The organism is Thermomonas carbonis, from assembly GCF_014396975.1.
In the GTDB taxonomy this organism is placed as follows: domain Bacteria; phylum Pseudomonadota; class Gammaproteobacteria; order Xanthomonadales; family Xanthomonadaceae; genus Thermomonas; species Thermomonas carbonis.
Map to the genome: position 1 here is coordinate 1,974,049 of NZ_CP060719.1, position 23,336 is coordinate 1,997,384.

Below are 23,336 nucleotides of genomic sequence, written 5' to 3' on the forward strand. Positions count from 1 at the left end.
AATGGACGCGGCATGATCGGCAAGTTCATCGGGGAATTGAAGCGTCGCAATGTGCCGCGTGCGGCGATCCTCTACATCGGCTCGGTGTGGGCGCTGGCGCAGGGCATTGCGCAGTTGGGTCCGGAGCTCGGCGCACCCGAATCTGCCACCCGCTGGTTCCTGATCGCCGCAGCGATCGGTTTCCCGCTGTGGCTGGCGTTTTCCTGGCGCTACGAATTCACCAGCCAGGGCATCAAGCTCGAGAGCGAGGTCGATGACAACGCGCCGGATGCGCGCACGGTCAAGCGCCGCACCGACCTGGTCATCATCGGCGTACTGGCGATCGCGGTGGTGTTGTTGCTGACCGATCGACTGGTCGAGCGCACCATGCCCGCGCAGGCCGGCCAGGTCGCGGCTGCCGGCAATTCGATCGCGGTGTTGCCCTTCGAGAACCAGAGCAGCGACAAGGACCAGCAGTATTTCTCCGACGGCCTTTCGGAGGGCTTCATCATCGCGCTGGCGCGGATCGACGGACTGCGCGTGATCAACCGGAAGTCCTCATTCGAGTTCCGCGACAGCAAGGACGATCCCAAGGCGATCGCCGGCAAGCTCGGCGTCAGCCACCTGCTGGAGGGCAGCGTGCAACGGGTCGGCGATATCGTCCGGGTCAGGGCCAACCTGATCAAGGCCGCCGACGGCAGCACCCTCTGGGCGGACAACTACGATCGGCCGTACAAAGACCTGTTCGCCTTGCAGGACCAGATCACCTCGCAGGTGGCGACCGCCTTGAAGTCGAAACTGCAGCCGGTGAGCGCGCCCAAGGCGCAAAGCGACCATCCACCGAGCGGCAATGTCGATGCCTACGACGCCTTCATGAAGGCGCGTTCCGCCACGGTGCTGGATGAGGCGGTCAAGCAATTTGATCGTGCCGTGGAACTTGATCCCGACTACGCGCTGGCGTATGCCTCGAAGGCGCGGATGCTGGTCGACACCGTCTCCAATGGCGGTCTGTCAGGCGCGGAAGCCGAGCAAGCATACGAGCAGGCAGACGCGGCGATCGAGCAAGCAGTGCGCTTGGCGCCCGATCAGGCCACGACCCGGATCACGCGCGGCTACCTGCTGATGCTGCGCGACTTCGATTGGCGCGGTGCCGAGGCCGAGCTCAAGCGCGCGGTGGAGTTGGCACCGGACGATGGCGATGCGCTTTACATGCTGGGTCTGGTCCGGGCCAGCCAAGGCGACCTGGCGCAGGCGGTCGAGCTCACCCGCAAAGCCCTCCAGCTGAATCCACGCAGCGCCGACTGGTATCGCTGGCTGGTGGCCTATCTGATGCCGCTGGGTCGGCTGGACGAAGCCGAGCAGGCAATCGCCAGGGCCATTGAGTTGCAGCCAGAGGGCATCTACAACCACCACCTGCTGGCGATCGTGAAGGTCTTGCGCAAGGATCCGGCCGCAGCGAGCAAGGCGGCTGAAGCCGAACCGCCAGGCCAGTGGCGCGACTTCGCGCTGGCCATGGCGGCGCAGATCGGGCCGGATCGTGCCATCGCCGATGCCAGTGTGCAGGCCGTCGAACAATACGAGGATGGCTGGGCGTTCCAGATGGCCCAGGTGTATGCGGTGCGTGGCGAACCCGACGCGATGTTCGAGTGGTTGCAGCGTGCATGGAAGGCGCGCGACCCGGGCATGCAGAGCCTGCTCTACGACGCCCTGCTGCTGCGCTACCGCGACGATCCGCGCTACGCCGCGTTGGCGAAGCAGGCCGGGTTGCCGTGGCCGCCGGTGTCGGCCAAGCCGGTTGCGCCGATGGCGCCGCCGGTCAAGCCTTGAACGGCGGGATCGGCTTCAGTACGCCGTAGCGTTCCTTCGCGGGCTTGCTGGCCAATTTCGGGAACTCGATCTTCGGGGTGTCGACGGCGGTATCGGGTAACCGATCCAGCAGGTCGCGGATCAATGCCAGCCGACCGCGCTTCTGGTCGTTGAAGTCGACCAGCGTCCACGGCGCATGGCGGGTATGGGTGGCCTTGAGCATGACCTCGCGGGCACGGGTGTAGTCGCGGTAGCGCTTGCGTGCCTCCAGGTCGATGGGCGACAGCTTCCAGCCCTTGAGTGGATCCTCCAGCCGCTCGGCGAATCGCTTTTCCTGCTGTTCCTGGTCGCAGCACAGCCAGTACTTGAACAGCAGGATGCCGTCGTCGACCAGTTGCTGCTCGAACTGCGGCGCGGCATGCAGGAAGGCCTCGACCTGCGCATCGCTGGCGAAACCCATCACCTTTTCCACGCCGGCGCGGTTGTACCAGCTGCGGTCGAACAGCGTGATCTCGCCTGCTGCGGGCAACTGCGCGGCGTAGCGCTGGAAATACCATTGCCCGGCTTCGCGATCGGTCGGCTTGGGCAGCGCGACCACGTGGCACTGACGCGGGTTGAGGTGTTCGCGGATCGCATTGATCGCGCCGCCCTTGCCGGCGGTATCACGGCCCTCGAAGACCACGACCAGGCGCTGGCCGGCGTGCTGCACCCAGCGCGCCATGTGCGCGAGTTCGGACTGCAACGGTTGCAGCAGTGCTTCGTAGTCCTTGCGCTTCAGTTTGCTCATCGCGCGGGCTTCCTGCTCGGCTGCATGCTGCGCGCCACTTCCAGCAGCGCGCCCTGCTGGCGGGTGTTCAGGCTGCGATAGGCGGCCAGCAGGTCGTGCTCTCCCTTGGTCCGCGCCGGATCGAGGGTGCTGGCCAGTTCCGACAGCAGCGCGCCCGCAGGCACGCCGAAGGTGCGCGCCAGCGCGTCGACCTGGTCCTTGCCGGGCAGTTTCTCGCCACGCAGCCAGGCATTCACCGTGCTCACGCCGGCGCGCGGGATGGCGGTGGCGATGTCGACCACGGTCAGGCCGCTGGCCTTGCTGAGCAATCGCAGGGTGGTATCGAGGGCCATCGTCACTCCTTGAGCCGGGGCTTCAAATTGGCGAGGTTGCAGGGCCTGGTGCGTGCGTCGAGTTGCGCGGCAATGATTTTGTCCCAGCCGGTGCGGCAGGCCGATGTGGAGCCCGGCATCGCGAACAGGAAGGTGGCGTTGGCCAGCCCGGCGAAGGCCCGCGACTGCAGCGTGCTGGTGCCGATCTCCTCGAAGCTGATCGCGCGGAACAGTTCGCCGAAGCCATCCATCCGCTTGTCCAGCAGCGGCAGCAGGGCTTCCGGCGTGGAATCGCGGCCGGTGAAGCCGGTGCCGCCGGTGACGATGATGCCGTCCACCTCGGCATCGGCGATCCAGCGCGAGACCAGCGCGCGCATTGCGTACTTGTCGTCGCGCACGATCGCGCGCTCATGCAGGCGATGGCCGGCGTCGCGCAGCGCATCGGACAGGTAGTCGCCGGAGGTGTCGTTGTCCGCCGTGCGCGTGTCGGAGACCGTCAACACGCACAGCGACAGTGGCTTGAATTCGTGGGCAGCGCTCATGCGCCGAGTGTAGGCCGGCCCCGTGCCGGCTGCATCAGTGGTGCTGCCTGGAGAACGACAGCGAATACCATTGGGTGGCGTCCTCGTTCCAGCCGGCGGCGCGATACAGCGCGCGTGCGGCGGCGTTGTCCTGGCTGGTTTCCAGCGAGATGCCCATTGCGCCGTCCTCGCGTGCGAACTTCGCCGCGGCCTCCAGCAATGCGCGGGCGATCCCTCCGCGGCGCGCTGCAGCATCGACATACAGATCATTGAGGATCCAGGCCTTCGCGGTGCGTACCGAGGAGAACATCGGGTACAGCTGTGTGAAGCCGACGACCGAATTGCCGCGCTTGGCCACCATTACGACCGACTCGCCGAAGCGCAGGCGCTCGCGCAGCCACTGGCGCGCGAGTGGCAGGTCCGGAGCCTGCCCGTAGAAGCTGCGGTAGGCGTCGAACAGGATCGCCAGGGCGTCGAGGTCGGCCGGGCCGGCGCGTGAGATCGTGGTGTTTTCCATGCTCATGGTTCCTGTGCCAGGCGGGCGAGTGCTTCTGCCTGCTGTTCCTGCTGCAGGCGCAGGACCAGCGGGTCCAGGTCGCCTTCCAGGATGTTCGGCAGGTCGTACAGGGTCAGGCCTTCCACGCGGTGGTCGGTAATCCGGCCCTGCGGGTAGCTGTAGGTGCGGATGCGCTGGCTGCGGTCGCCACTGCCGACCTGCAGCTTGCGATCCGCGGCGGTCGCGGCGGTACGCTTCTCGAGTTCGGCATCCGCCAGCATCGCCTGCAGGCGCTTCATCGCCTTGTCGCGGTTGGCGTGCTGGCTGCGCTCGGTCTGGTTTTCGACCACCACGCCGCTGGGAATGTGGGTGATGCGGATCGCCGACTCGGTCTTGTTGACATGCTGGCCGCCGGCACCGGAGGATCGGAACGTATCGATGCGCAGGTCCGCGGGATTGATCACGATGTCGGTGTCGCCGCTGGGTTCGATCGCGATGATCGCAACCGTCGCCGCCGAGGTATGGATGCGGCCCTGCGATTCGGTGGCTGGTACGCGCTGCACGCGATGCGTGCCGGATTCGTATTTCAGCTTCGCGTAGGCACCATCGCCTTCCACGCGGGCGACGAGTTCCTTGTAACCGCCGTGCTCGCCGGGATTCGCGGATTCCACTTCGACCCGCCAGCCCTGCGCTTCCGCGAAGCGCGAGTACATCCGGAACAGGTCGCCGGCGAAGATCGCGGCCTCGTCGCCACCGGTGCCGGCGCGCACTTCCAGGTACAGGCCGCCGCCGTCGCGCGCATCCTTCGGGATCAGCTGCGCCAGCAGTTCGCCTTCGAGCTGCTGCAGGCGCGCGGTCGCCGCTTCGATTTCGTCGTCGGCCAGTTCGCGCAGTTCCGGGTCGCTGCGCATCGCCTCTGCGGCGGCGAGGTCGGCGCGCGCCTGCGCTTCGGCGGCCAGCGCATCCGCCACCGGCTGCAGGGTGGCGAACTCGCGCGACAGGTTGCGGAAGCGGTGCTGGTCGGCGGCGATCGCGGGATCGGCCAGCAGGCGTTCCACTTCCTCGCGCCGTTCCACCAGCGCGTCGAGTTTGCGGCGCAGGGCAGGGGTCATGCGTCGGCGCGATCCGTGTCCGCAGCCGGGAACAGCTTCTCCGCGGCGCGGGCGAGGTCGCCGTCGCCACCGAGCGCCGCTTCGCGCAGCGCAACGGTGGGCGCATGCAGCAAGCGGTTGGTCAGGGTGTGCGCCAGCAGATCCAGCGCCTGTTCCGGCGGCATCCCGGCGGCAAGTTGCGCGCGAGCCTTGGCCAGCGCGTCCGCGCGGGCGGCGTCGCCATGCGCCCGCAGGCGTAGCAGAGGTTGCTGGCGACCGCTGGCCTGCCAATGTTCCACGAAGCGCGCGGTCTGCAGTTCGACGATCGCCTCGGCCTGCTGGGCGGCCTCGCGGCGGCCGCGGCGGTTGTCCTCGATCGCCCGTTCCAGGTCGTCGACGGTGTACAGGAACACGTCACGCAGGCCGGAGACGTCGCTGTCGATATCGCGCGGCACGGCCAGGTCGAGCAGCAGCATCGGCCGATGCCGGCGCAGCCGCAGCGCGTGCTCGATCTGCGTGCGATGCAGGATCGGCGCGCGGCTGGCGGTCGCGGAAATGACGATGTCGGCTTCGGCCAGGTGCTTGTCCAGCTCGGCCAGCGGCAAGGCCATGCCGCCGTGGCGGCTGGCCAGTTCCTGCGCGTGGGCGAGGGTGCGGTTGGCGATCAGCAGGCGCTGCGCCTTGGCCTCCACCAGATGCCGCGCGGCCAGTTCGATGGTCTCGCCGGCACCGATCAGCAGCACGGTCGACTCGTTCAATCGCGCGAAGCTTTCCTGCGCCAGCCGCACCGCGGTCGACGCCACCGAGACCGGATTCGCGCCGATGCGGGTGTCGGTGCGCGCGCGCTTGGCGGTGGCGAAGGCCTGCTGGAACAGCCGATCCAGTTGGCCGCCCAATGCGCCGGCCTCGCGCGCGGCCGACCACGCCTGCTTGACCTGGCCGAGGATCTGCGGCTCGCCGAGCACCAGCGAATCCAGCCCGCTGGCGACCCGGAACAGGTGGCGCACGGCATCGGCATCGCGATGGCGATAGAGGTAAGCGGTCAGTTCGCCGCCGGCCTGTGGATGGGTGCCCAGCCAGCCGGCCAGCGCCTGGCCGTCATCGTCCGAATGCGCGTACAGCTCGGTGCGATTGCAAGTCGACAGCAGCACGGCCTCGTGCACCTCCGGCAACGCACGCAGCGACGCCAATGCCGGCCCCAGCGATTCCGGGGCGAACGCCACCCGCTCGCGCAGGCTGACCGGCGCGGTCTGGTGGTTGATGCCGAGGACGTGCAAGGCCATGCGGGAAATCCGTTCAGGTGCCTGCGATAAGCTGCTGGCCCGATCCGTCATTGTACCGGCCCGCCCCATGCCCATCCCGCAACACGCTGGTCCACGCCTGCTGCTGTTGGCGGCATTGCTCGCCCCCGGTCTTGCAATGGGCACCTCTAAGCCAGGGCAAGCGAAGGCCGAGGTCGATCCGATGGAAGCCAGCCTTGCGGGTGAATTCGCCCTGCAGGCCGGGCAATTGCCCGAGGCCGCCCGCCAGTACCTGCAAGCCGCGCGCAGCGCCAGCGACCCGGTACTGGCCGAACGCGCCACCCGCATCGCCCTGCTGGCGGATGAAGACGCGCTGGCTCGCGATGCCTTCAAGACCTGGCAGTCGCTTGCGCCCGCGGGCGGCGAAGCGCAACAGATGGTCGCTGCCGGGCTTGCGTTGCGCGCAGGCGACAAGCGCGCGTCCCGTCGCGAACTACGGGCCTTGCTGGCCGATGGCGGCAAAGGCTGGCGCAGTGCGCTGGCGGCGCTGTTCGGCGCGGTCGGCAAGCAGCAGAAACTGGTTGTTGCGATGATCGACGGGATCGTCGATGACAACCTGCTACCCGACGACCTGCAGGCCTGGCTCGGCTTCGGCGGGCTGGCGCAGCGGCTGGAACGGCCGGCACTGGTGGACCGCATCGTCGACGAGATCGTCCGCCGCTATCCGGGCGAACCTCGGGTTGCGTTGCTGCGCGCCCAGTTGCTGCGCGAGGGCGGCAAGTTGGGCGAGGCCCGTGCGCTGCTTGCCGGGCTGGAGGATGCCGCCAAGCTTTCAACGCCGTTGCGTTGGTCGCTGGCCGGCGAATACGACGCCCTCGGCGACAGCGCCAAGGCCGCGCAGGTGCTGGGCTGGGGCGCGCAGGACGATGCCAGCCACGTGCAGCGCGCGATGTTGCTTGACAAGGCCAAGGACAAGACCGGGCTGGTCGCGCTGTATGACGAGCTCAAGCGCGAAGCCACCCACCCCAACCCGATGCGCCGGCTGTTGCTGGGCCAACTGGCGGAATTGCTGGAACGCTATGAGGATGCCCGCAGCTGGTACGCCAACGTGCCCGGTGAAGGCGTGCAGGGCATCGCCCGCCTGCGTGGCGCCAACGTGCTGCACGCGATGGGTCGCAAGCCGGCGGCCTTCGACGAACTGCATGCGATCCAGTCCGACCAGACCCTGGACGAAGACGCCCGCCGCGACGGCTACCTGCTGGAGGCCGAATTGCGGCTCAAGGACAAGGACGACGCAGGTGAACTCGACGTGTACGCGCGCGGCCTGGCCGCCTTCGCCGACGACGAGGCGCTGCTGTACTCGCGCGCACTGCTGTGGGAGCGCCGCGACGAGATAGCCAAGGCCGAAGCCGACTTCCGCCGAATCCTGGTGATCTCGCCGGACGATGTGAACACGCTCAATGCGCTGGGTTACACCCTTGCGGATCGGACCACCCGTTATCGCGAGGCGCTGGAGCTGATCGATCGCGCACGGGTGGCCGCCCCCGGCAACGCCGCGATCATCGACAGCTACGGCTGGGTCCTGTTCCGCTTGGGCAAGCCGCGCCAGGCACTCGACCACCTGCGCCACGCCTACGCACTGCAGAAGGATGCCGACATCGGCAGCCATCTTGGTCATGTGCTGTGGGTGCTCGGCGAGCGCGAGGAAGCACGCAAGTACTTCGAGGAAGCGCGCAAGATCGACCCGGACAACCGCTCGCTGCAGCGCGCCCTGCAGGCCACCGGCGCGTGAACCGGCAAGTTGTGTTGGCGGCGCTGGCCATGGTCGTGCTGGCGGGTTGCCGGGGTCTGCCCGTTGCCGATCAGGCTGCGCCGGTCGAAACCGTGATCGGCAGCCAGGCGGATTCGGCCGCGGCCATCGCCCATCGCCAGCGCGTCCTGCAGTTGGGTCTGGCCGAAGGCGATTGCACCAGCCCCGCGTGGGCGATGACCGGCCGTGTCGCGCTGTCCAACGGCAAGCACGGTGGAAGCGGGCGCATTACATGGTCGCAATCGGCCGGCAAGGCGCGGATCGAGTTGACGGCACCGGTCACCCGCCAGGGCTGGGCGCTCGATGTCGATGCCGAGGGCGCGACCTTGCATGGCGTCCCCGACGGTCCGGTGCGTGGTGCGGATGCCGCTGCGTTGTTGCGCGAGCGAACCGGCTGGGACATTCCCGTCGCTGGCCTGGGCTGCTGGGTGCGTGGTGCGTGGGCCAACGAGGCCGCGTTCGGTGCTGCCAGCGTCGGCTACGGCGAAGACGGGCGGGTGCAGCTTATCGAGCAGGCCGGCTGGACCATCGATTACGCCGATTGGAAGCTCGACGCCGCCAGCGGCGTGGACTTGCCGGCGCGGATCACCGCCTTGCGCAACACGGACCGGGTGCGCCTGGTCGTGGATCATTGGAGCGGGGACTAAGCTTTCAGATGTCCGCATTTCCGGCATCCGAGGGTTGGAGTGCTTGGCCTGCGCCGGCCAAGCTCAACCTGTTCCTGCGCATCACCGGTCGCCGGGCGGATGGCTACCACACGCTGCAGACAGTGTTCCGGCTGCTGGACTGGGGCGATGTCGTCCATTTGCGGCCGCGCAGGGATGGCGTCATCGCTCGGGTCGGTGCCGGGGCTGATGGCGTCGCTGAAGCCGATGATCTGATGGTGCGTGCGGCAGAAGTTCTGCGAAATGAGACGAATTGCAGTGAAGGTGTCGACATTGGCATCGAAAAAAATATCCCGATGGGTGGCGGCTTCGGTGGTGGTTCGTCCGATGCCGCGACCGTGCTGGTGGTGCTCGACCGGTTGTGGGGTCTGAATCTCGGCGTTGATCGGCTCGCGGCGCTCGGCCTGCAATTAGGGGCAGACGTGCCGATCTTCGTCCGCGGGCACAATGCCTGGGCCGAAGGCGTGGGCGATCTGCTCACCGCGATCGACCTGCCGCCGGCCTGGTATGCGGTCGCCAGTCCCGGAGTCCATGCCACCACCGCCGCCCTGTTCCAAGCCCATGATTTGACGCGGAATGCTGCACCCGCGAAAATAGCGGGCTTCCTTTCCGGAATATCCCCGTCAGGGGGCGTGCTCGACAATGCGTTCGAGCCGGTGCTGCGCCGCCGTGAACCCGCCGTCGAGGCCCTGTTCACGGCGCTGGCAAGCATCGGCACGCCGCGCTTGACGGGTTCGGGCAGCGGTTGTTTCGTCGAATTCGCGGATCGCGAATCCGCCGAAACCGCGCTCGCTTCGCTCCCTCCAGGCCTCAACGCCTGGTTGGCACGGGGTGCGGACAGGTCGCCATTGCTGGATGCAATGGAAGTTTTCAATGCAGGGGCGTCGCCAAGCGGTTAAGGCACCAGGTTTTGATCCTGGCATGCGTAGGTTCGAATCCTTCCGCCCCTGCCAGTTTTTGTTCGAGACGTTCGTTCGCACCATCCGTACTTTTCTGTCGCGCGACTTTTTCGCGCGGCCCATTGCACCGCCACGGTCAGAGCGCAGCGGGAATTCGAGCCATGCAAGACGATCGCAACCTCCTGGTCTTTTCCGGCAATGCCAACCGGCCGCTGGCCGATGCGGTGTGCCGCGAGTTGGGCGTGCGCCCGGGCAAGGCGCTGGTCAGTACGTTCTCCGACGGCGAAGTCCAGGTCGAGATCGAGGAGAACGTGCGCAGGCAGGAAGTCTTCATCATCCAGCCGACCAATGCGCCGACCGCCGAGAATTTCATGGAACTGCTGGTGCTGGTGGATGCGCTGAAGCGCGCCTCGGCGGCCAGCGTCACCGCGGTGGTGCCGTACTTCGGTTACGCCCGCCAGGATCGTCGCCCGCGTTCGTCGCGCGTGCCGATCACCGCCAAGGTGGCAGCGAAGATGTTCGGCGCGGTGGGCACCGACCGGGTGCTGACGGTCGACCTGCACGCGGACCAGATCCAGGGCTTCTTCGACATGCCGGTGGACAATGTGTACGCGTCGCCGCTGCTGCTCGCCGATATCTGGCGCGCGCATGGCACCGACAACCTGATCGTGGTGTCGCCGGACGTCGGCGGCGTGGTGCGTGCACGCGCCATCGCCAAGCGACTGGACGATGCCGATCTGGCCATCATCGACAAGCGCCGGCCGAAGGCCAACGTGTCGACGGTGATGAACATCATCGGCGACGTGGAGGGCAAGACCTGCGTGCTGGTCGATGACATCGTCGACACTGCCGGCACCCTGTGCGCCGCCGCGAACGCGCTGAAGGAGCGCGGGGCGTTGAAGGTCGCGGCGTACTGCACCCACCCTGTGCTGTCCGGCGCGGCGATCGACAATGTCACCCGCTCGCAGCTGGACGAGCTGGTGGTGACCGACACCATCCGCCTGTCCGACGCCGCCAAGGCCTGCCCGAAGATCCGCCAGCTCAGCGTGGCCGAGCTGCTGGCCGAAACCATTCGCCGGGTGGCGTTCGGCGAATCCGTCAGTTCGCTCTACGTCGACTGACCGCAAGAATTCGCGATGCCGGTCCCCGGCGCCGCAACCCACTCACCTGGTCGCGGGTGAGTGACATCGCCGCCGCGAGGCGGCTTCAATGCAACGAGAGTGAAACAACATGGCAACGCATGAAATCAACGTCGAAAGCCGCGCAGTCGAAGGCAAGGGTGCGAGCCGCCGCCTTCGTCTGGCCGGCAAGATCCCCGCCATCGTCTACGGTGGCGAACTCCAGCCCGTCGCGATCCAGCTCGACCACGAGAAGGTCTGGCTGGCCCAGCAGAACGAGTGGTTCTACTCGTCGATCCTGGACCTGAGCCTCGGTGGCGACATCCAGAAGGTGCTGCTGCGCGATATCCAGCGCCATCCGTTCAAGCAGATCATCATGCACCTGGACTTCCAGCGCGTGAATGCCAACGAGGCGCTGCGCGCCAAGGTGCCGCTGCACTTCCTCAACCAGGAGACCTCGCCGGCCGGCAAGGCCGCCGACGTGGTGGTTCTGCACGAACTGAACGATGTCGAAGTGAGTTGCCTGCCGAAGGACCTGCCGGAGTTCATCGAGATCGATCTGGCGAATCTGGTCGTCGGCGACATCATCCACCTGTCCGAGCTGAAGCTGCCGGCTGGCGTGGAGATCCCGGAACTCAAGCTGGGCAAGGAACACGACGTCGCCGTCGTGATCGCCAAGCACGGCAAGGAAGATGCCGAAGTCGACGCGCCGGAAACCGCCGAAGTGCCGGCGACCAAGGCCGCGAAGAAGGACGACAAGTAATCGCGCCGCGTCCCGCCGGTTCGCGCCGGCGGGACGTCCGCATTGCTTTGCGATGCCGCGATGGCAGGCCTGCGCCTCATCGTCGGGCTGGGCAATCCCGGACCCGAACACGCCAGAACCCGGCACAACGCCGGGTTCTGGTTCATTGACGCGCTCGCGGAACAGGTGCGCGTGCGCTTCGGGCTGGACAGCAAATTGTTCGGCGAGATCGCCAAGGCCGATATCGGTGGTCGCGATGTGTGGATGCTGAAGCCGGCGACCTTCATGAATCTTTCCGGCAAGTCGATCACCGCGGCATTGCGCTACTGGAAGATCGAACCGGAGGAAATGCTGGTCGCGCATGACGAACTGGACATGCCGCCCGGTGTGGCAAGGCTCAAGTTCGATGGCGGCCACGGCGGTCAGAACGGCCTGCGCGACACCATGCGTCTGCTCGGGCACGGCAAGTTCCACCGCCTGCGGGTCGGCATCGGCCATCCCGGGCACAAGGACAGGGTCACCCCCTGGGTGCTCGGCAAGCCCGGGCGCGACGACGAAGCGAGCATCCTGCGCGCCATCGACGATGCCATCGGCGTGCTGCCGCTGGCGATGGACGGCAACTACCAGGACGCGATGACCCGGCTGCATACGCCGCGGCCAGGCTGATCCAACTGATTTTTCCTCGCGCGGCCAGAAGCCGCGCGACAACGGAGCAACCAGCGACATGGGCATCAAATGCGGCATCGTCGGCCTGCCGAACGTCGGCAAGTCCACGCTCTTCAACGCGCTCACCAAGGCCGGCATCGCCGCCGCCAATTTCCCGTTCTGCACGATCGAGCCGAACGTCGGCATCGTCCCGGTGCCGGATCCACGCTTGAATGCGCTCAGTGAGATCGTGAAGCCGCAGAAGTGCATCCCCACTGCGGTGGAGTTCGTCGACATCGCCGGACTGGTCGCCGGTGCCGCCAGCGGCGAGGGCCTGGGCAACAAGTTCCTGGCCCACATCCGCGAAGTGGACGCGATCACCCACGTGGTCCGCTGTTTCGAGAACGACGACGTCATCCACGTCAACAACAAGGTCGACCCGCTGGCTGACATCGACACCATCGACACGGAATTGGCCTTGGCCGACCTCGAGTCGGTCGACAAGGCGCTGAACAAGGCCGAGCGCTCCGCCAAGACCGGCGACAAGGACGCGAAGGCGCGCGCCGAGGTGCTCGGGCGCATCAGTACCGGCTTGAACGAAGGCAGGTCGGCGCGTTCGCTGGGCCTGTCCGATGACGACAAGCTCGCGGTACGCGACCTGTTCCTGATCACCCTGAAGCCGGTGATGTACGTGGCCAACGTGCTCGAGGACGGCTTCGAGAACAACCCGCACCTGGATGCGGTGCGTACCCGCGCGGCGGGCGAGGGGCCGAAGTGGTGCCGGTCTCCGCCGCCATCGAGGAAGAGCTGAGCCAGCTGGAAGATGCCGACCGCGACGAATTCCTGAAGGATCTCGGCCTGGACGAACCCGGCCTGAATCGCGTCATCCGCGCGGCCTACAAGCTGCTCGGCCTGCAGACCTATTTCACCGCCGGGGTGAAGGAAGTTCGCGCCTGGACGGTCAAGGCCGGCTCCACCGCGCCGCAGGCCGCGGGCGTGATCCATACCGATTTCGAGAAGGGCTTTATCCGCGCCGAGACCATCGGCTACGACGATTACCTGAAGTACAAGGGCGAATCCGGCGCCCGCGACGCCGGGCGCCTGCGCCTGGAAGGCAAGGAATACCGCGTGCAGGAAGGCGATGTGCTGCACTTCCGCTTCAATGTCTGACCGATCTGCACATAGGCGTTGACAGTCCGGAAAGCTGGCGTCAAAATTGCGGGCTCTTTGGAGGGCTTCGGTTCGCCAGCGAGGACAATCGGAGGGATACCCAAGCGGCCAACGGGGGCAGACTGTAAATCTGCTGGCTTACGCCTTCGGTGGTTCGAATCCACCTCCCTCCACCAGCTTCACTGCTCCACGGATTTCGCGGTACCCGGCGACCTTACCAGTCACCGGCGCAACATCGGATGGGCCTCCCGGCGCGGGAGTAGTTCAATGGTAGAACCTCAGTTTTCCAAACTGATTACGAGGGTTCGATTCCCTTCTCCCGCTCCACCATTGCACTGCAACGCTCAGGTCCTCCGTTACAACTTGCTCACGTAGCTCAGTCGGTAGAGCACCTCCTTGGTAAGGAGGAGGTCGAAGGTTCGATTCCTTTCGTGAGCACCATATTTCAGCCTCCAAACGAGACGCAGCCATGGCAAAGGGTAAGTTCGAGCGCACCAAGCCCCACGTGAACGTGGGCACGATTGGCCACGTGGACCACGGCAAGACGACGCTGACGGCGGCGCTGACGAAGGTGGGCGCGGAGCGTTTTGGCGGCGAGTTCAAGGCGTACGACGCGATCGACGCGGCGCCGGAAGAGAAGGCGCGCGGCATCACGATTTCGACGGCGCACGTGGAATATGAATCCGCGAACCGCCACTACGCGCACGTGGATTGCCCGGGTCACGCGGACTACGTGAAGAACATGATCACTGGTGCGGCGCAGATGGACGGCGCGATCCTGGTGTGTTCGGCGGCCGACGGCCCGATGCCGCAGACGCGCGAGCACATCCTGCTGGCCCGTCAGGTCGGCGTGCCGTACATCCTGGTCTACCTGAACAAGGCGGACCTGGTGGATGACGCCGAGCTGCTGGAACTGGTGGAGATGGAAGTCCGCGAGCTGCTGAGCAAGTACGAGTTCCCGGGCGACGACACTCCGATCGTGACGGGATCCGCGCGCATGGCGCTGGAAGGCGACCAGAGCGACATGGGCGTGCCGTCGATCCTGAAGCTGGTGGACGCACTGGATACCTGGATCCCGCAGCCGGAGCGCGACATCGACAAGGCGTTCCTGATGCCGGTCGAAGACGTGTTCTCGATCTCGGGTCGTGGCACCGTGGTGACCGGCCGCATCGAGCGCGGCGTGATCAAGGTGGGCGAGGAAATCGAGATCGTCGGTATCCGCGACACCCAGAAGACCACCGTGACCGGCGTGGAAATGTTCCGCAAGCTGCTGGACCAGGGCCAGGCGGGCGACAACGCCGGCCTGCTGCTGCGCGGCACCAAGCGTGACGACGTGGAGCGTGGCCAGGTGCTGTGCAAGCCGGGCAGCATCAAGCCGCACACCGACTTCGAGGCCGAAGTCTATGTGTTGTCCAAGGACGAAGGTGGCCGCCACACGCCGTTCTTCAAGGGTTACCGTCCGCAGTTCTACTTCCGCACGACCGACATCACTGGCGCATGCCAGCTGCCGGAAGGCGTGGAGATGGTGATGCCGGGCGACAACGTGAAGATGGTGGTGAGCCTGATCAACCCGGTGGCGATGGACGAAGGCCTGCGTTTCGCGATCCGCGAAGGCGGCCGTACCGTCGGTGCCGGCGTCGTGGCCAAGATCGTCAAGTAATGCAACAAGGCGCTCGCGCCCAGGCGTGAGTGCGGCCCTGCGTTTCCCCGTTCCTGCATGCAGGAATGGGTCGGGGCAGAAGGCAGGCGGCGCAAGCCGCCGTTGCCTTTTCAGGAAACAGCGCAATTTCGATCAGCAACTTTCAATACGCCAGTAGCTCAATTGGCAGAGCAGCGGTCTCCAAAACCGCAGGTTGGGGGTTCGAGTCCCTCCTGGCGTGCCACTTCGGGCCGGCGCTTCAGCGCCGCCCGCGCGGAGAAATAAAGTTTTGACCAGCAAGACGCTGCCAACCCCGTCCACCGGTGCCGGGGACATCGCCAAATACGCTCTTGCCATCCTGCTGGCGGTTGCGGGTCTTGTCGCTTTCTACTGGTTCGAGAACCAGTGGCCTGCGGGTATTCGCGTCCTTGCGGTCGTGGCTGGTCTGGTGCTGGGTGCGCTGGTCTTCATGGCAACGGCCAAGGGTGCGCAGACCCGCGAGTTTCTTTCGGAGTCCCGCTTCGAGTTGCGCAAGGTGGTCTGGCCGACGCGCCAGGAAACCACGCGCACCATGTGGGTGGTGGTCGCGGCGGTGATCATCATCAGCCTGATCCTGGCGGCCTTCGACTGGGTGATCCAGCTGGGCGTGAAATTCCTGCTCGGCAATGGTTGAGGAGATCGGCGTGACGGAAACTCAAACGGACAAGCGCTGGTATGTCGTTCATGCCTATTCCGGCTTCGAAAAGTCGGTGGCGCAGGCGTTGCGTGATCGCATCGTGCGGATGGAAATGCAGGATCGCTTCGGCGATGTGCTGGTGCCGACCGAAGAAGTGATCGAGATGCGCGCCGGGCAGAAGCGCCGTTCCGAGCGCAAGTTCTTCCCGGGCTACGTGCTGGTGCAGATCACCACCCATGACGAGGGCGGCATCCCGCGCATCGACAACGAATCCTGGCACCTGGTCAAGGAAACCTCGAAGGTGATGGGCTTCATCGGCGGCACCGCCGACCGCCCGTTGCCGATCCGCGACGCCGAGGCCGACATGATCCTGCAGCGCGTGCAGGAAGGCGTTGAGAAGCCGAAGCCGAAGGTGCTGTTCGAGCCAGGCCAGATGGTCCGCGTCGTCGACGGCCCGTTCAACGATTTCAACGGCGTGGTCGAGGAGATCAACTACGACAAGAGCCGCCTGCGGGTAGCGGTGCTGATCTTCGGCCGTTCGACTCCGGTCGAACTCGAGTTCGGGCAGGTCGAAAAAGCCTGACCGGGCGGCCTCGTCGGCGGGTCCGGACGGGGTGGCGAAAAACCTGCTATGATTTCCGGCTCCCTGCGGGGAGTCGAAGCCGCCCGGCCGCCTTGTGCGGCCGTCGCTGCGACAGGATTCGTGGTGCGCGACGCCGGGACGCGCTCCACTTCGACACAGTTGATCCCGGTCCGATGGGGAGCCTGACAACAGGCGCTTGCACCCGGAGACAAGAACAATGGCAAAGAAAGTAGTTGGTTACATCAAGCTGCAGGTGAAGGCTGGCCAAGCCAATCCTTCGCCGCCGGTGGGTCCTGCCCTCGGCCAGCGTGGCCTGAACATCATGGAGTTCTGCAAGGCGTTCAACGCCGCAACCTCCAAGCTGGAACCCGGTTTGCCGACCCCGGTGGTCATCACCGCGTATTCGGATCGCACGTTCACCTTCGTCACCAAGAGCACGCCGGCATCGGTGCTGTTGAAGAAGGCGGCGGGCATCACCTCCGGCTCCAAGCGCCCGAACACCGACAAGGTGGGCAAGGTCACGCGCCAGCAGCTCGAAGATATCGCCAAGGCGAAGGAACCCGACCTGACTGCGGCCGACTTGGATGCGGCGGTGCGGACGATTGCGGGCTCGGCCCGTTCCATGGGTCTGGTGGTGGAGGGTTAAGACATGGCCATGAACAAGCGACAGAAGGCGATCCTCGCCGCCACCCAGCCGGGCAAGGCGTACGCGATCGATGACGCCCTGAAGATCCTGAAGGACAACAGCAAGGCCAAGTTCGTCGAGGCGATCGACGTGGCCGTGCGCCTTGGCGTGGATGCCAAGAAGTCGGACCAGCAGGTGCGCGGTTCCACCGTGCTGCCGGGCGGTACCGGGAAGTCGGTGCGCGTGGCGGTGTTCGCCCCGGCTGGCGCCAAGGCTGATGAGGCCGTGGCCGCGGGCGCGGAAGCGGTGGGCATGGACGACCTGGCGGAGAAGATGATCGCCGGCGACCTGAACTACGACGTGGTCATCGCCACGCCGGACGCGATGCGCGTGGTCGGCAAGCTCGGCCAGGTGCTCGGTCCGCGCGGCCTGATGCCGAACCCGAAGGTCGGTACCGTCTCGGCGAATCCGGCGGAAGCCGTGCGCAATGCGAAGGCGGGCCAGGTGCGTTACCGCACCGACAAGGCCGGCATCATCCATTGCACGATCGGCAAGGCCAGCTTCGAGAACGACACCCTGAAGGGCAACCTGCAGGCGCTGCTGGTGGACCTGGTCAAGGCCAAGCCGGCGACCTCGAAGGGCACCTACCTGCAGAAGATCTCGCTCAGCTCGACCATGGGCCCCGGCGTGACCGTGGACCAGTCCTCGCTCAGCCTCAAGTAATCGCTTCAACCTTCCCGCGTGCGGGAAGGCGTACCGAATTTTGAAGGCCCTGCCGCGGTCCATCGCGGCGGAAGCCGTCAAAGACCGCAGGTGCGGTCTGCGCAAGGCAACGACGGGCACGGATGCTCACATGGCAAGGAATCGCCGTTGCCGAAGGCGGGATCGCTTAATCCGCATCCGACAAGGATGCCGGCCTGCGTAGATGGTGATGCCCTTCTGGAATGTTTTGATTCAAGACACCTCTGGATGGCCACCACCGGGATGCCCCGCATCCCCGATGCCACGGATCGGCATCGCCCAGAACCGCCAGCGGCAGGAGCCGTGGGCGGAGTTCATTAGGAGGAGTGAAATGGCTCTCAATCTGACCCAGAAACAGAACGTTGTCGCCGAGGTGGCCGAAGTCGCCGCCAAGGCGCACTCCTTGATCGCAGCCGAGTACGCAGGCACCACGGTCTCGCAGATGACCGCGATGCGCAAGAAGGCCCGCGAAACCGGCGTGTACTTGAAAGTCGTCAAGAACACGCTGGCCGCGCGCGCCGTGGAAGGTACCGATTTCGCAGTCGCAAAGGACTCGATGGTCGGCCCCCTCCTGTATGCGTTCTCGACCGAGGAGCCCGGCGCCGCCGGTCGCCTGATCAAGGAGTTCGCCAAGGGTAACGACAAGCTTCAGCCGAAGCTGGTCGTGGTCGAAGGCCAGCAGTACGGCCCCGCGCACGTCGAAGTGTTGGCCTCGCTGCCGACGCTGGAACAGGCGCTCGGCATGCTGGCAAGCGTGCTGTCCGAACCCGCCCGCATGTTCGCCCGCGCCGTCAAGGCCGTGGCCGACCAGCAGGGTGGCGGCGATGCCCCGGCGGAAGAAGCCGAGGCTGCCGAGGCCGAACCGGCCTGATCGCGACGCCCAGACAACGTTTCCCATTCAATCGAATCACATCCAGAGGTAAATCAAATGTCCCTGTCCAATGAGCAGATCGTCGACGCCATCGCCGCCAAGTCGCTGATGGAAGTGATGGAGCTGGTGAAGGCCATCGAAGAGAAGTTCGGCGTCTCCGCCGCCGCCCCGGTTGCCGCGGCTGGCCCGGCCGCCGCCGCTGCCGTCGTCGAAGAGCAGACCGAGTTCAACGTCATCCTGAAGTCGGCCGGCGACAAGAAGGTCGAAGTGATCAAGGCCGTCCGCGCGATCACCGGCCTGGGCCTGAAGGAAGCCAAGGACCTCACCGAGGCCGGTGGCGTCGTGAAGGAAGGCGCGTCGAAGGACGATGCCGCGAAGATGAAGAAGGATCTTGAAGCCGCCGGTGCGACCGTCGAAGTCAAGTAATCCAGATTTGCGTCGTCAGCTGGCATCGACGACACGCTGAAGGCTGGGGGCCAAAAGCCCCCGGCCTTTGGTCGTTGTAGCGGGACGGGCTTGCCAGGCCGTTCCAGGATCCACCGAAGTTCATGAGTTGACAGTCGGAAGTAGCGGGACAGGGCGTGCTGGTGCCGGCAATACCAGCGACTTCCAACTGTCGGTTCCAGGCATTCCCCCAGGCCGCGCATGCGCGGCCGAACGAGCAACGAGGCGCACGCCCCATGACCAACGCCACCACCCAGTATTCGTTCACCGAGAAGAAGCGCGTCCGCAAGGATTTCGGCAAGAGCCGTTCGATCCTCGAGGTGCCCTTCCTGCTCGCCATCCAGGTCGACTCCTACCGCGAGTTCCTGCAGGAGCACGTCGACGCCGCCAAGCGTTCCGACCGCGGCCTGCACGCCGCGCTGAAGTCGGTGTTCCCGATTTCCAGCTACAGCGGCAACGCCGCGCTCGAGTACGTGGGCTACAAGCTGGGCGACCCGGCGTTCGACGAGCGCGAGTGCCGCAACCGCGGCCTCAGCTACGGCGCGCCGCTGCGCGTGACCGTGCGCCTGGTGATCTACGACCGCGAGTCCTCGACCAAGGCGATCAAATACGTCAAGGAGCAGGAGGTCTACATGGGCGAGATCCCGCTCATGACCGACAACGGCACCTTCATCGTCAACGGCACCGAGCGCGTCATCGTCTCCCAGCTGCACCGCTCGCCGGGCGTGTTCTTCGACCATGACCGCGGCAAGACCCACAGCTCGGGCAAGCTGCTGTTCTCCGCCCGCGTGATCCCGTACCGCGGCTCCTGGCTGGACTTCGAGTTCGACCCGAAGGACGCGCTGTTCACCCGCATCGACCGCCGCCGCAAGCTGCCGGTCAGCGTGCTGTTGCGCGCGCTGGGCTACAACAACGAAGAGATGTTGAACGAGTTCTTCGACATCAACACCTTCCATATCGAAGACGAAGGCGTGCAACTCGAGCTGGTGCCCGAGCGCCTGCGCGGCGAAACCCTGGACTTCGACCTGGCGGACGGCGACAAGGTCATCGTCGAGGCCGGCAAGCGCATCACCGCGCGTCACGTGAAACAGCTGGAAACCGCCGGCGTTGCCGCGCTGGCCGTGCCTGACAGCTACATCGCCGGCCGCATCCTGTCGCACGACGTGATCGACCCGAAGACCGGCGAACTGCTGGCCACCGCCAACGACGAGATCAACGACGACATCCTGGCCAAGCTGCGCAAGGCCGGCATCACCAACGTCGGCACCCTGTGGGTGAACGACCTCGATCGTGGTGCCTACCTGTCCAACACCCTGCGCATCGACGGCACCAAGACCCAGCTGGAAGCCCTGGTCGAGATCTACCGGATGATGCGTCCGGGCGAGCCGCCGACCAAGGACGCCGCGCAGAACCTGTTCCACAACCTGTTCTTCACCTTCGAGCGCTACGACCTGTCGGGCGTGGGCCGGATGAAGTTCAACCGCCGCCTCGGTCGCAAGGAAGTCACCGGCGCCTCGGTGCTGTACGACGCCAAGTACTACGCCGAGCGCAAGGACGAAGAATCCGTGCGCCTGCGCAACGAGTTCGGTGCCGGCTCCGACATCCTCGACGTGATCAAGGTGCTGACCGAGATCCGCAACGGCCGCGGCGTGGTCGACGACATCGACCACCTGGGCAACCGTCGCGTGCGTTCGGTCGGCGAAATGGCCGAGAACGTGTTCCGCGTGGGCCTGGTCCGCGTCGAGCGCGCGGTCAAGGAGCGCCTGTCGATGGCCGAGTCCGAAGGCCTGACCCCGCAGGAACTGATCAATGCCAAGCCGGTGGCCGCCGCGATCAAGGAGTTCTTCGGTTCCTCGCAGCTCTCGCAGTTCATGGACCAGAACAACCCGCTGTCGGAAGTCACCCACAAGCGCCGCGTCTCCGCACTTGGCCCGGGCGGCCTGACCCGCGAGCGCGCCGGCTTCGAAGTGCGCGACGTGCACCCGACCCATTACGGCCGCGTCTGCACCATCGAGACGCCGGAAGGCCCGAACATCGGCCTGATCAACTCGCTGGCGGTGTTCGCCCGCACCAACAAGTACGGCTTCCTGGAGACGCCGTACCGCAAGGTCGTGGACGGCAAGGTCACCGACGACGTCGAGTTCCTCTCGGCGATCGAGGAGAACGAGTACGTCATCGCCCAGGCCAACGCCCCGCGCGACAGCAAGAACAAGATCACCGCGCAGTTCGTGGCCTGCCGCTACCAGGGCGAGTCGCTGCTGAAGCCGCCGGCCGAGATCCACTTCATGGACGTCTCGCCGATGCAGACCGTGTCGGTCGCGGCGGCGCTGGTCCCGTTCCTGGAGCACGATGACGCGAACCGCGCGCTGATGGGCGCGAACATGCAGCGCCAGGCCGTGCCCACCTTGCGTGCGCAGAAGCCGCTGGTCGGCACCGGCATCGAGCGTGCCGTGGCGCGCGACTCCGGCGTGACCGTGAATGCCCGCCGTGGCGGCGTGATCGAGCAGATCGACGCGGCACGCATCGTGGTCAAGGTCAACGAGGCGGAGATCTCCGGCGAGCAGGATGCCGGCGTCGACATCTATTCGCTGATCAAGTACACGCGTTCGAACCAGAACACCTGCATCAACCAGACCCCGCTGGTCAACGTGGGCGACGTGGTCGCGCGCGGCGACGTGCTGGCCGACGGTCCGTCCACCGACATCGGCGAACTGGCGCTGGGCCAGAACATGCTGATCGCGTTCATGCCGTGGAATGGCTACAACTTCGAGGACTCCATCCTGCTCTCCGAGCGCGTGGTGGAAGAGGATCGCTACACCACGATCCACATCGAAGAGCTGACCTGCGTGGCCCGCGATACCAAGCTGGGGCCGGAGGAAATCTCCGCCGACATCCCGAACGTGAGCGAGAACGCGCTGAACCGCCTGGACGAATCCGGCGTGGTGTACATCGGTGCCGAAGTGCGCGCCGGCGACATCATGGTCGGCAAGGTCACGCCGAAGGGCGAGAGCCAGCTGACCCCGGAAGAGAAGCTGCTGCGCGCGATCTTCGGCGAGAAGGCGTCCGACGTGAAGGACAGCTCGCTGCGCGTGCCGCCGGGCATGGACGGCACCGTCATCGACGTGCAGGTGTTCACCCGCGACGGCATCGAGAAGGACAAGCGCGCGCGCCAGATCGAGGAATCCGAGATCAAGCGCGTCAAGAAGGACTTCGACGACCAGTTCCGCATCCTCGAGTCGGCGATCTACGCACGCCTGCGCGAAGTGCTGCTGGGCAAGACCGCCAACGGCGGTCCGGGCGTGAAGAAGGGCGATACCGTGTCCTCGCTGGTGCTCGACGGTCTGAAGAAATCCGACTGGCTGCAACTGCGGATGAAGGAAGACGAAGCGTCCGACGCCATCGAGCGCGCCGCCAAGCAGCTCGACGCCCACGAGAAGGAATTCGAGCGCCGCTTCGCCGACAAGCGCGGCAAGATCACCCAGGGCGACGACCTCGCCCCGGGCGTGCTGAAGATGGTCAAGGTGTACCTGGCGGTGAAGCGCCGCATCCAGCCGGGCGACAAGATGGCCGGCCGCCACGGCAACAAGGGCGTGGTGTCGACCATCGTGCCGGTCGAGGACATGCCGTACATGGCCGACGGCCAGACGGTCGACATCGTGCTCAACCCGCTCGGCGTGCCGAGCCGCATGAACATCGGCCAGGTGCTCGAGGTCCATCTGGGCTGGGCGGCAAAGGGCCTGGGCCAGAAGATCCAGCGGATGCTGGATGCACAGGCCAAGATCGCCGACCTGCGCAAGTTCCTTGACGAGATCTACAACCACGACAACCACCCGGACAAGGGTTTTGGCACGCATGCGGAACGCGTCGACCTCAAGCAGTTCAGCGATGCCGAATTGCTGACGCTGGCGCAGAACCTCACCGACGGCGTGCCGATGGCCACCCCGGTGTTCGACGGGGCCGCCGAGGCCGAGATCAAGAAGATGCTCGAACTCGCCGACCTGCCGCTGTCCGGCCAGACCGTGCTGCACGACGGTCGCACCGGCGAGGCATTCGAGCGTGAAGTCACGGTCGGCTACATGCACATGCTGAAGCTGAACCACCTGGTCGACGACAAGATGCACGCGCGCTCGACCGGTCCGTACTCGCTCGTCACCCAGCAGCCGCTGGGCGGCAAGGCGCAGTTCGGCGGCCAGCGCTTCGGCGAAATGGAAGTCTGGGCGCTGGAAGCCTACGGCGCGGCCTACACCTTGCAGGAAATGCTGACGGTGAAGTCCGACGACGTGCAGGGCCGCAACCAGATGTACAAGAACATCGTCGATGGCGAGCACGAGATGGTCGCGGGCATGCCGGAGTCCTTCAACGTACTCGTGAAGGAAATCCGCAGCCTGGCCATCAACATGGAACTCGAGGAGCTCTGAGTGCGATGACGCGCGGCGGCAACCCCGCGCGATCCACACACCTCATTGCCCCCGATTC

Annotated in this window: 21 protein-coding genes, 5 tRNA genes and 1 pseudogene; 21 read left to right on the forward strand and 6 right to left on the reverse strand. The window is 65.9% G+C overall.

What is annotated here, in order from left to right; genetic code table 11:
* Nucleotides 1–12: 12 nt before the first annotated feature.
* Entirely contained in the window at nt 13–1,806 is a 1,794-nt protein-coding gene (locus H9L16_RS08995) for a tetratricopeptide repeat protein (RefSeq protein ID WP_187551398.1), read from the forward strand.
* Here the strand turns inward: H9L16_RS08995 and ppk2 are convergent.
* Genes ppk2 through hemA form a run of 6 tightly spaced genes read right to left on the reverse strand, consistent with a single transcriptional unit; the run spans nt 1,796 to nt 6,274 of the window.
* A complete protein-coding gene (gene ppk2 / locus H9L16_RS09000; protein WP_187551399.1) occupies nt 1,796–2,572 on the reverse strand; it encodes a polyphosphate kinase 2 in 777 nt (258 codons plus the stop codon). The genes H9L16_RS08995 and ppk2 overlap by 11 nt on opposite strands.
* Nucleotides 2,569–2,904 (reverse strand): helix-turn-helix domain-containing protein, encoded by a 336-nt coding sequence (locus H9L16_RS09005; RefSeq protein WP_187551400.1) that lies wholly within the window; start codon nt 2,902–2,904, stop codon nt 2,569–2,571. Before H9L16_RS09005 ends, ppk2 begins: the two co-directional genes overlap by 4 nt.
* Nucleotides 2,905–2,906: 2 nt before the next feature.
* Nucleotides 2,907–3,425 (reverse strand): molybdenum cofactor biosynthesis protein B, encoded by a 519-nt coding sequence (gene moaB, locus H9L16_RS09010; RefSeq protein WP_187551401.1) that lies wholly within the window; start codon nt 3,423–3,425, stop codon nt 2,907–2,909.
* A 34-nt stretch (nt 3,426–3,459) separates the two neighbouring features.
* Complete coding sequence (locus tag H9L16_RS09015; protein WP_187551402.1) at nt 3,460–3,921, reverse strand: GNAT family N-acetyltransferase; 462 nt, start codon at nt 3,919–3,921, stop codon at nt 3,460–3,462.
* A 2-nt stretch (nt 3,922–3,923) separates the two neighbouring features.
* Entirely contained in the window at nt 3,924–5,012 is a 1,089-nt protein-coding gene (prfA, locus tag H9L16_RS09020) for a peptide chain release factor 1 (protein ID WP_187551403.1), read from the reverse strand.
* Entirely contained in the window at nt 5,009–6,274 is a 1,266-nt protein-coding gene (gene hemA, locus H9L16_RS09025) for a glutamyl-tRNA reductase (protein WP_187551404.1), read from the reverse strand. The genes prfA and hemA overlap by 4 nt, the downstream gene beginning before the upstream one ends.
* A 67-nt stretch (nt 6,275–6,341) precedes the next feature.
* Between hemA and H9L16_RS09030 the strand changes: the two genes are divergently transcribed.
* From H9L16_RS09030 to rpoB, 20 genes and pseudogenes are all read left to right on the forward strand, one after another.
* Nucleotides 6,342–8,024: a tetratricopeptide repeat protein gene (locus tag H9L16_RS09030; RefSeq protein WP_187551405.1), complete on the forward strand. Its 1,683-nt coding sequence runs from the start codon at nt 6,342–6,344 to the stop codon at nt 8,022–8,024.
* The gene (gene lolB / locus H9L16_RS09035) at nt 8,021–8,689 is read left to right on the forward strand and encodes a lipoprotein insertase outer membrane protein LolB (RefSeq protein ID WP_187551406.1); all 669 of its coding nucleotides are present in this window, start codon (nt 8,021–8,023) and stop codon (nt 8,687–8,689) included. The genes H9L16_RS09030 and lolB overlap by 4 nt, the downstream gene beginning before the upstream one ends.
* Before the next feature lie 8 nt (nt 8,690–8,697).
* Nucleotides 8,698–9,606: a 4-(cytidine 5'-diphospho)-2-C-methyl-D-erythritol kinase gene (ispE, locus tag H9L16_RS09040; protein ID WP_187551407.1), complete on the forward strand. Its 909-nt coding sequence runs from the start codon at nt 8,698–8,700 to the stop codon at nt 9,604–9,606.
* Nucleotides 9,585–9,660 (forward strand) — tRNA-Gln (locus tag H9L16_RS09045). Before ispE ends, H9L16_RS09045 begins: the two co-directional genes overlap by 22 nt.
* 107 nt (nt 9,661–9,767) lie before the next feature.
* Nucleotides 9,768–10,727 (forward strand): ribose-phosphate diphosphokinase, encoded by a 960-nt coding sequence (locus H9L16_RS09050; protein WP_187551408.1) that lies wholly within the window; start codon nt 9,768–9,770, stop codon nt 10,725–10,727.
* 109 nt (nt 10,728–10,836) lie between these two features.
* Complete coding sequence (locus H9L16_RS09055) at nt 10,837–11,487, forward strand: 50S ribosomal protein L25/general stress protein Ctc (RefSeq protein ID WP_187551409.1); 651 nt, start codon at nt 10,837–10,839, stop codon at nt 11,485–11,487.
* Nucleotides 11,488–11,547: 60 nt separating this feature from the next.
* Nucleotides 11,548–12,132: an aminoacyl-tRNA hydrolase gene (pth, locus tag H9L16_RS09060; RefSeq protein WP_187551410.1), complete on the forward strand. Its 585-nt coding sequence runs from the start codon at nt 11,548–11,550 to the stop codon at nt 12,130–12,132.
* 58 nt (nt 12,133–12,190) lie between these two features.
* Nucleotides 12,191–13,281: pseudogene (ychF, locus tag H9L16_RS09065) on the forward strand (redox-regulated ATPase YchF).
* Between the two features lie 90 nt (nt 13,282–13,371).
* Nucleotides 13,372–13,457, forward strand: a tRNA-Tyr gene (locus H9L16_RS09070).
* A gap of 77 nt (nt 13,458–13,534) precedes the next feature.
* Nucleotides 13,535–13,608 (forward strand) — tRNA-Gly (locus tag H9L16_RS09075).
* 38 nt (nt 13,609–13,646) lie between these two features.
* Nucleotides 13,647–13,722 (forward strand) — tRNA-Thr (locus H9L16_RS09080).
* 28 nt (nt 13,723–13,750) lie between these two features.
* Nucleotides 13,751–14,941 carry an elongation factor Tu gene (tuf, locus tag H9L16_RS09085; RefSeq protein ID WP_187551411.1) on the forward strand — a complete coding sequence of 397 codons (1,191 nt, stop codon included), beginning with the start codon at nt 13,751–13,753 and terminating at the stop codon, nt 14,939–14,941.
* A gap of 147 nt (nt 14,942–15,088) precedes the next feature.
* Nucleotides 15,089–15,164, forward strand: a tRNA-Trp gene (locus tag H9L16_RS09090).
* Between the two features lie 45 nt (nt 15,165–15,209).
* Complete coding sequence (gene secE / locus H9L16_RS09095; RefSeq protein ID WP_187551412.1) at nt 15,210–15,593, forward strand: preprotein translocase subunit SecE; 384 nt, start codon at nt 15,210–15,212, stop codon at nt 15,591–15,593.
* Between the two features lie 10 nt (nt 15,594–15,603).
* The gene (gene nusG / locus H9L16_RS09100) at nt 15,604–16,179 is read left to right on the forward strand and encodes a transcription termination/antitermination protein NusG (protein WP_229796608.1); all 576 of its coding nucleotides are present in this window, start codon (nt 15,604–15,606) and stop codon (nt 16,177–16,179) included.
* A 217-nt stretch (nt 16,180–16,396) separates the two neighbouring features.
* Nucleotides 16,397–16,825 carry a 50S ribosomal protein L11 gene (gene rplK, locus H9L16_RS09105; RefSeq protein ID WP_187551414.1) on the forward strand — a complete coding sequence of 143 codons (429 nt, stop codon included), beginning with the start codon at nt 16,397–16,399 and terminating at the stop codon, nt 16,823–16,825.
* A 3-nt stretch (nt 16,826–16,828) separates the two neighbouring features.
* Nucleotides 16,829–17,527: a 50S ribosomal protein L1 gene (gene rplA, locus H9L16_RS09110; protein ID WP_187551415.1), complete on the forward strand. Its 699-nt coding sequence runs from the start codon at nt 16,829–16,831 to the stop codon at nt 17,525–17,527.
* 349 nt (nt 17,528–17,876) lie between these two features.
* Entirely contained in the window at nt 17,877–18,416 is a 540-nt protein-coding gene (gene rplJ / locus H9L16_RS09115) for a 50S ribosomal protein L10 (protein WP_187554125.1), read from the forward strand.
* Nucleotides 18,417–18,473: 57 nt separating this feature from the next.
* The gene (gene rplL, locus H9L16_RS09120; RefSeq protein ID WP_187551416.1) at nt 18,474–18,842 is read left to right on the forward strand and encodes a 50S ribosomal protein L7/L12; all 369 of its coding nucleotides are present in this window, start codon (nt 18,474–18,476) and stop codon (nt 18,840–18,842) included.
* Nucleotides 18,843–19,096: 254 nt separating this feature from the next.
* Nucleotides 19,097–23,278, forward strand: coding sequence for a DNA-directed RNA polymerase subunit beta (gene rpoB / locus H9L16_RS09125; protein WP_187551417.1), 4,182 nt, complete (start codon nt 19,097–19,099; stop codon nt 23,276–23,278).
* Nucleotides 23,279–23,336: the final 58 nt, after the last annotated feature.

Excerpts from the sequence above, each read along its gene's own strand:
- H9L16_RS08995 (WP_187551398.1), top strand. The coding sequence starts at position 13 with ATGATCGGCAAGTTCATCGGGGAATTGAAGCGTCGCAATGTGCCGCGT.
- ppk2 (WP_187551399.1), bottom strand. The coding sequence starts at position 2,572 with ATGAGCAAACTGAAGCGCAAGGACTACGAAGCACTGCTGCAACCGTTG.
- H9L16_RS09005 (WP_187551400.1), bottom strand. The coding sequence starts at position 2,904 with ATGGCCCTCGATACCACCCTGCGATTGCTCAGCAAGGCCAGCGGCCTG.
- moaB (WP_187551401.1), bottom strand. The coding sequence starts at position 3,425 with ATGAGCGCTGCCCACGAATTCAAGCCACTGTCGCTGTGCGTGTTGACG.
- H9L16_RS09015 (WP_187551402.1), bottom strand. The coding sequence starts at position 3,921 with ATGGAAAACACCACGATCTCACGCGCCGGCCCGGCCGACCTCGACGCC.
- prfA (WP_187551403.1), bottom strand. The coding sequence starts at position 5,012 with ATGACCCCTGCCCTGCGCCGCAAACTCGACGCGCTGGTGGAACGGCGC.
- hemA (WP_187551404.1), bottom strand. The coding sequence starts at position 6,274 with ATGGCCTTGCACGTCCTCGGCATCAACCACCAGACCGCGCCGGTCAGC.
- H9L16_RS09030 (WP_187551405.1), top strand. The coding sequence starts at position 6,342 with ATGCCCATCCCGCAACACGCTGGTCCACGCCTGCTGCTGTTGGCGGCA.
- ispE (WP_187551407.1), top strand. The coding sequence starts at position 8,698 with ATGTCCGCATTTCCGGCATCCGAGGGTTGGAGTGCTTGGCCTGCGCCG.
- H9L16_RS09050 (WP_187551408.1), top strand. The coding sequence starts at position 9,768 with ATGCAAGACGATCGCAACCTCCTGGTCTTTTCCGGCAATGCCAACCGG.
- H9L16_RS09055 (WP_187551409.1), top strand. The coding sequence starts at position 10,837 with ATGGCAACGCATGAAATCAACGTCGAAAGCCGCGCAGTCGAAGGCAAG.
- pth (WP_187551410.1), top strand. The coding sequence starts at position 11,548 with ATGGCAGGCCTGCGCCTCATCGTCGGGCTGGGCAATCCCGGACCCGAA.
- tuf (WP_187551411.1), top strand. The coding sequence starts at position 13,751 with ATGGCAAAGGGTAAGTTCGAGCGCACCAAGCCCCACGTGAACGTGGGC.
- rplK (WP_187551414.1), top strand. The coding sequence starts at position 16,397 with ATGGCAAAGAAAGTAGTTGGTTACATCAAGCTGCAGGTGAAGGCTGGC.
- rplA (WP_187551415.1), top strand. The coding sequence starts at position 16,829 with ATGGCCATGAACAAGCGACAGAAGGCGATCCTCGCCGCCACCCAGCCG.
- rplJ (WP_187554125.1), top strand. The coding sequence starts at position 17,877 with ATGGCTCTCAATCTGACCCAGAAACAGAACGTTGTCGCCGAGGTGGCC.
- rplL (WP_187551416.1), top strand. The coding sequence starts at position 18,474 with ATGTCCCTGTCCAATGAGCAGATCGTCGACGCCATCGCCGCCAAGTCG.
- rpoB (WP_187551417.1), top strand. The coding sequence starts at position 19,097 with ATGACCAACGCCACCACCCAGTATTCGTTCACCGAGAAGAAGCGCGTC.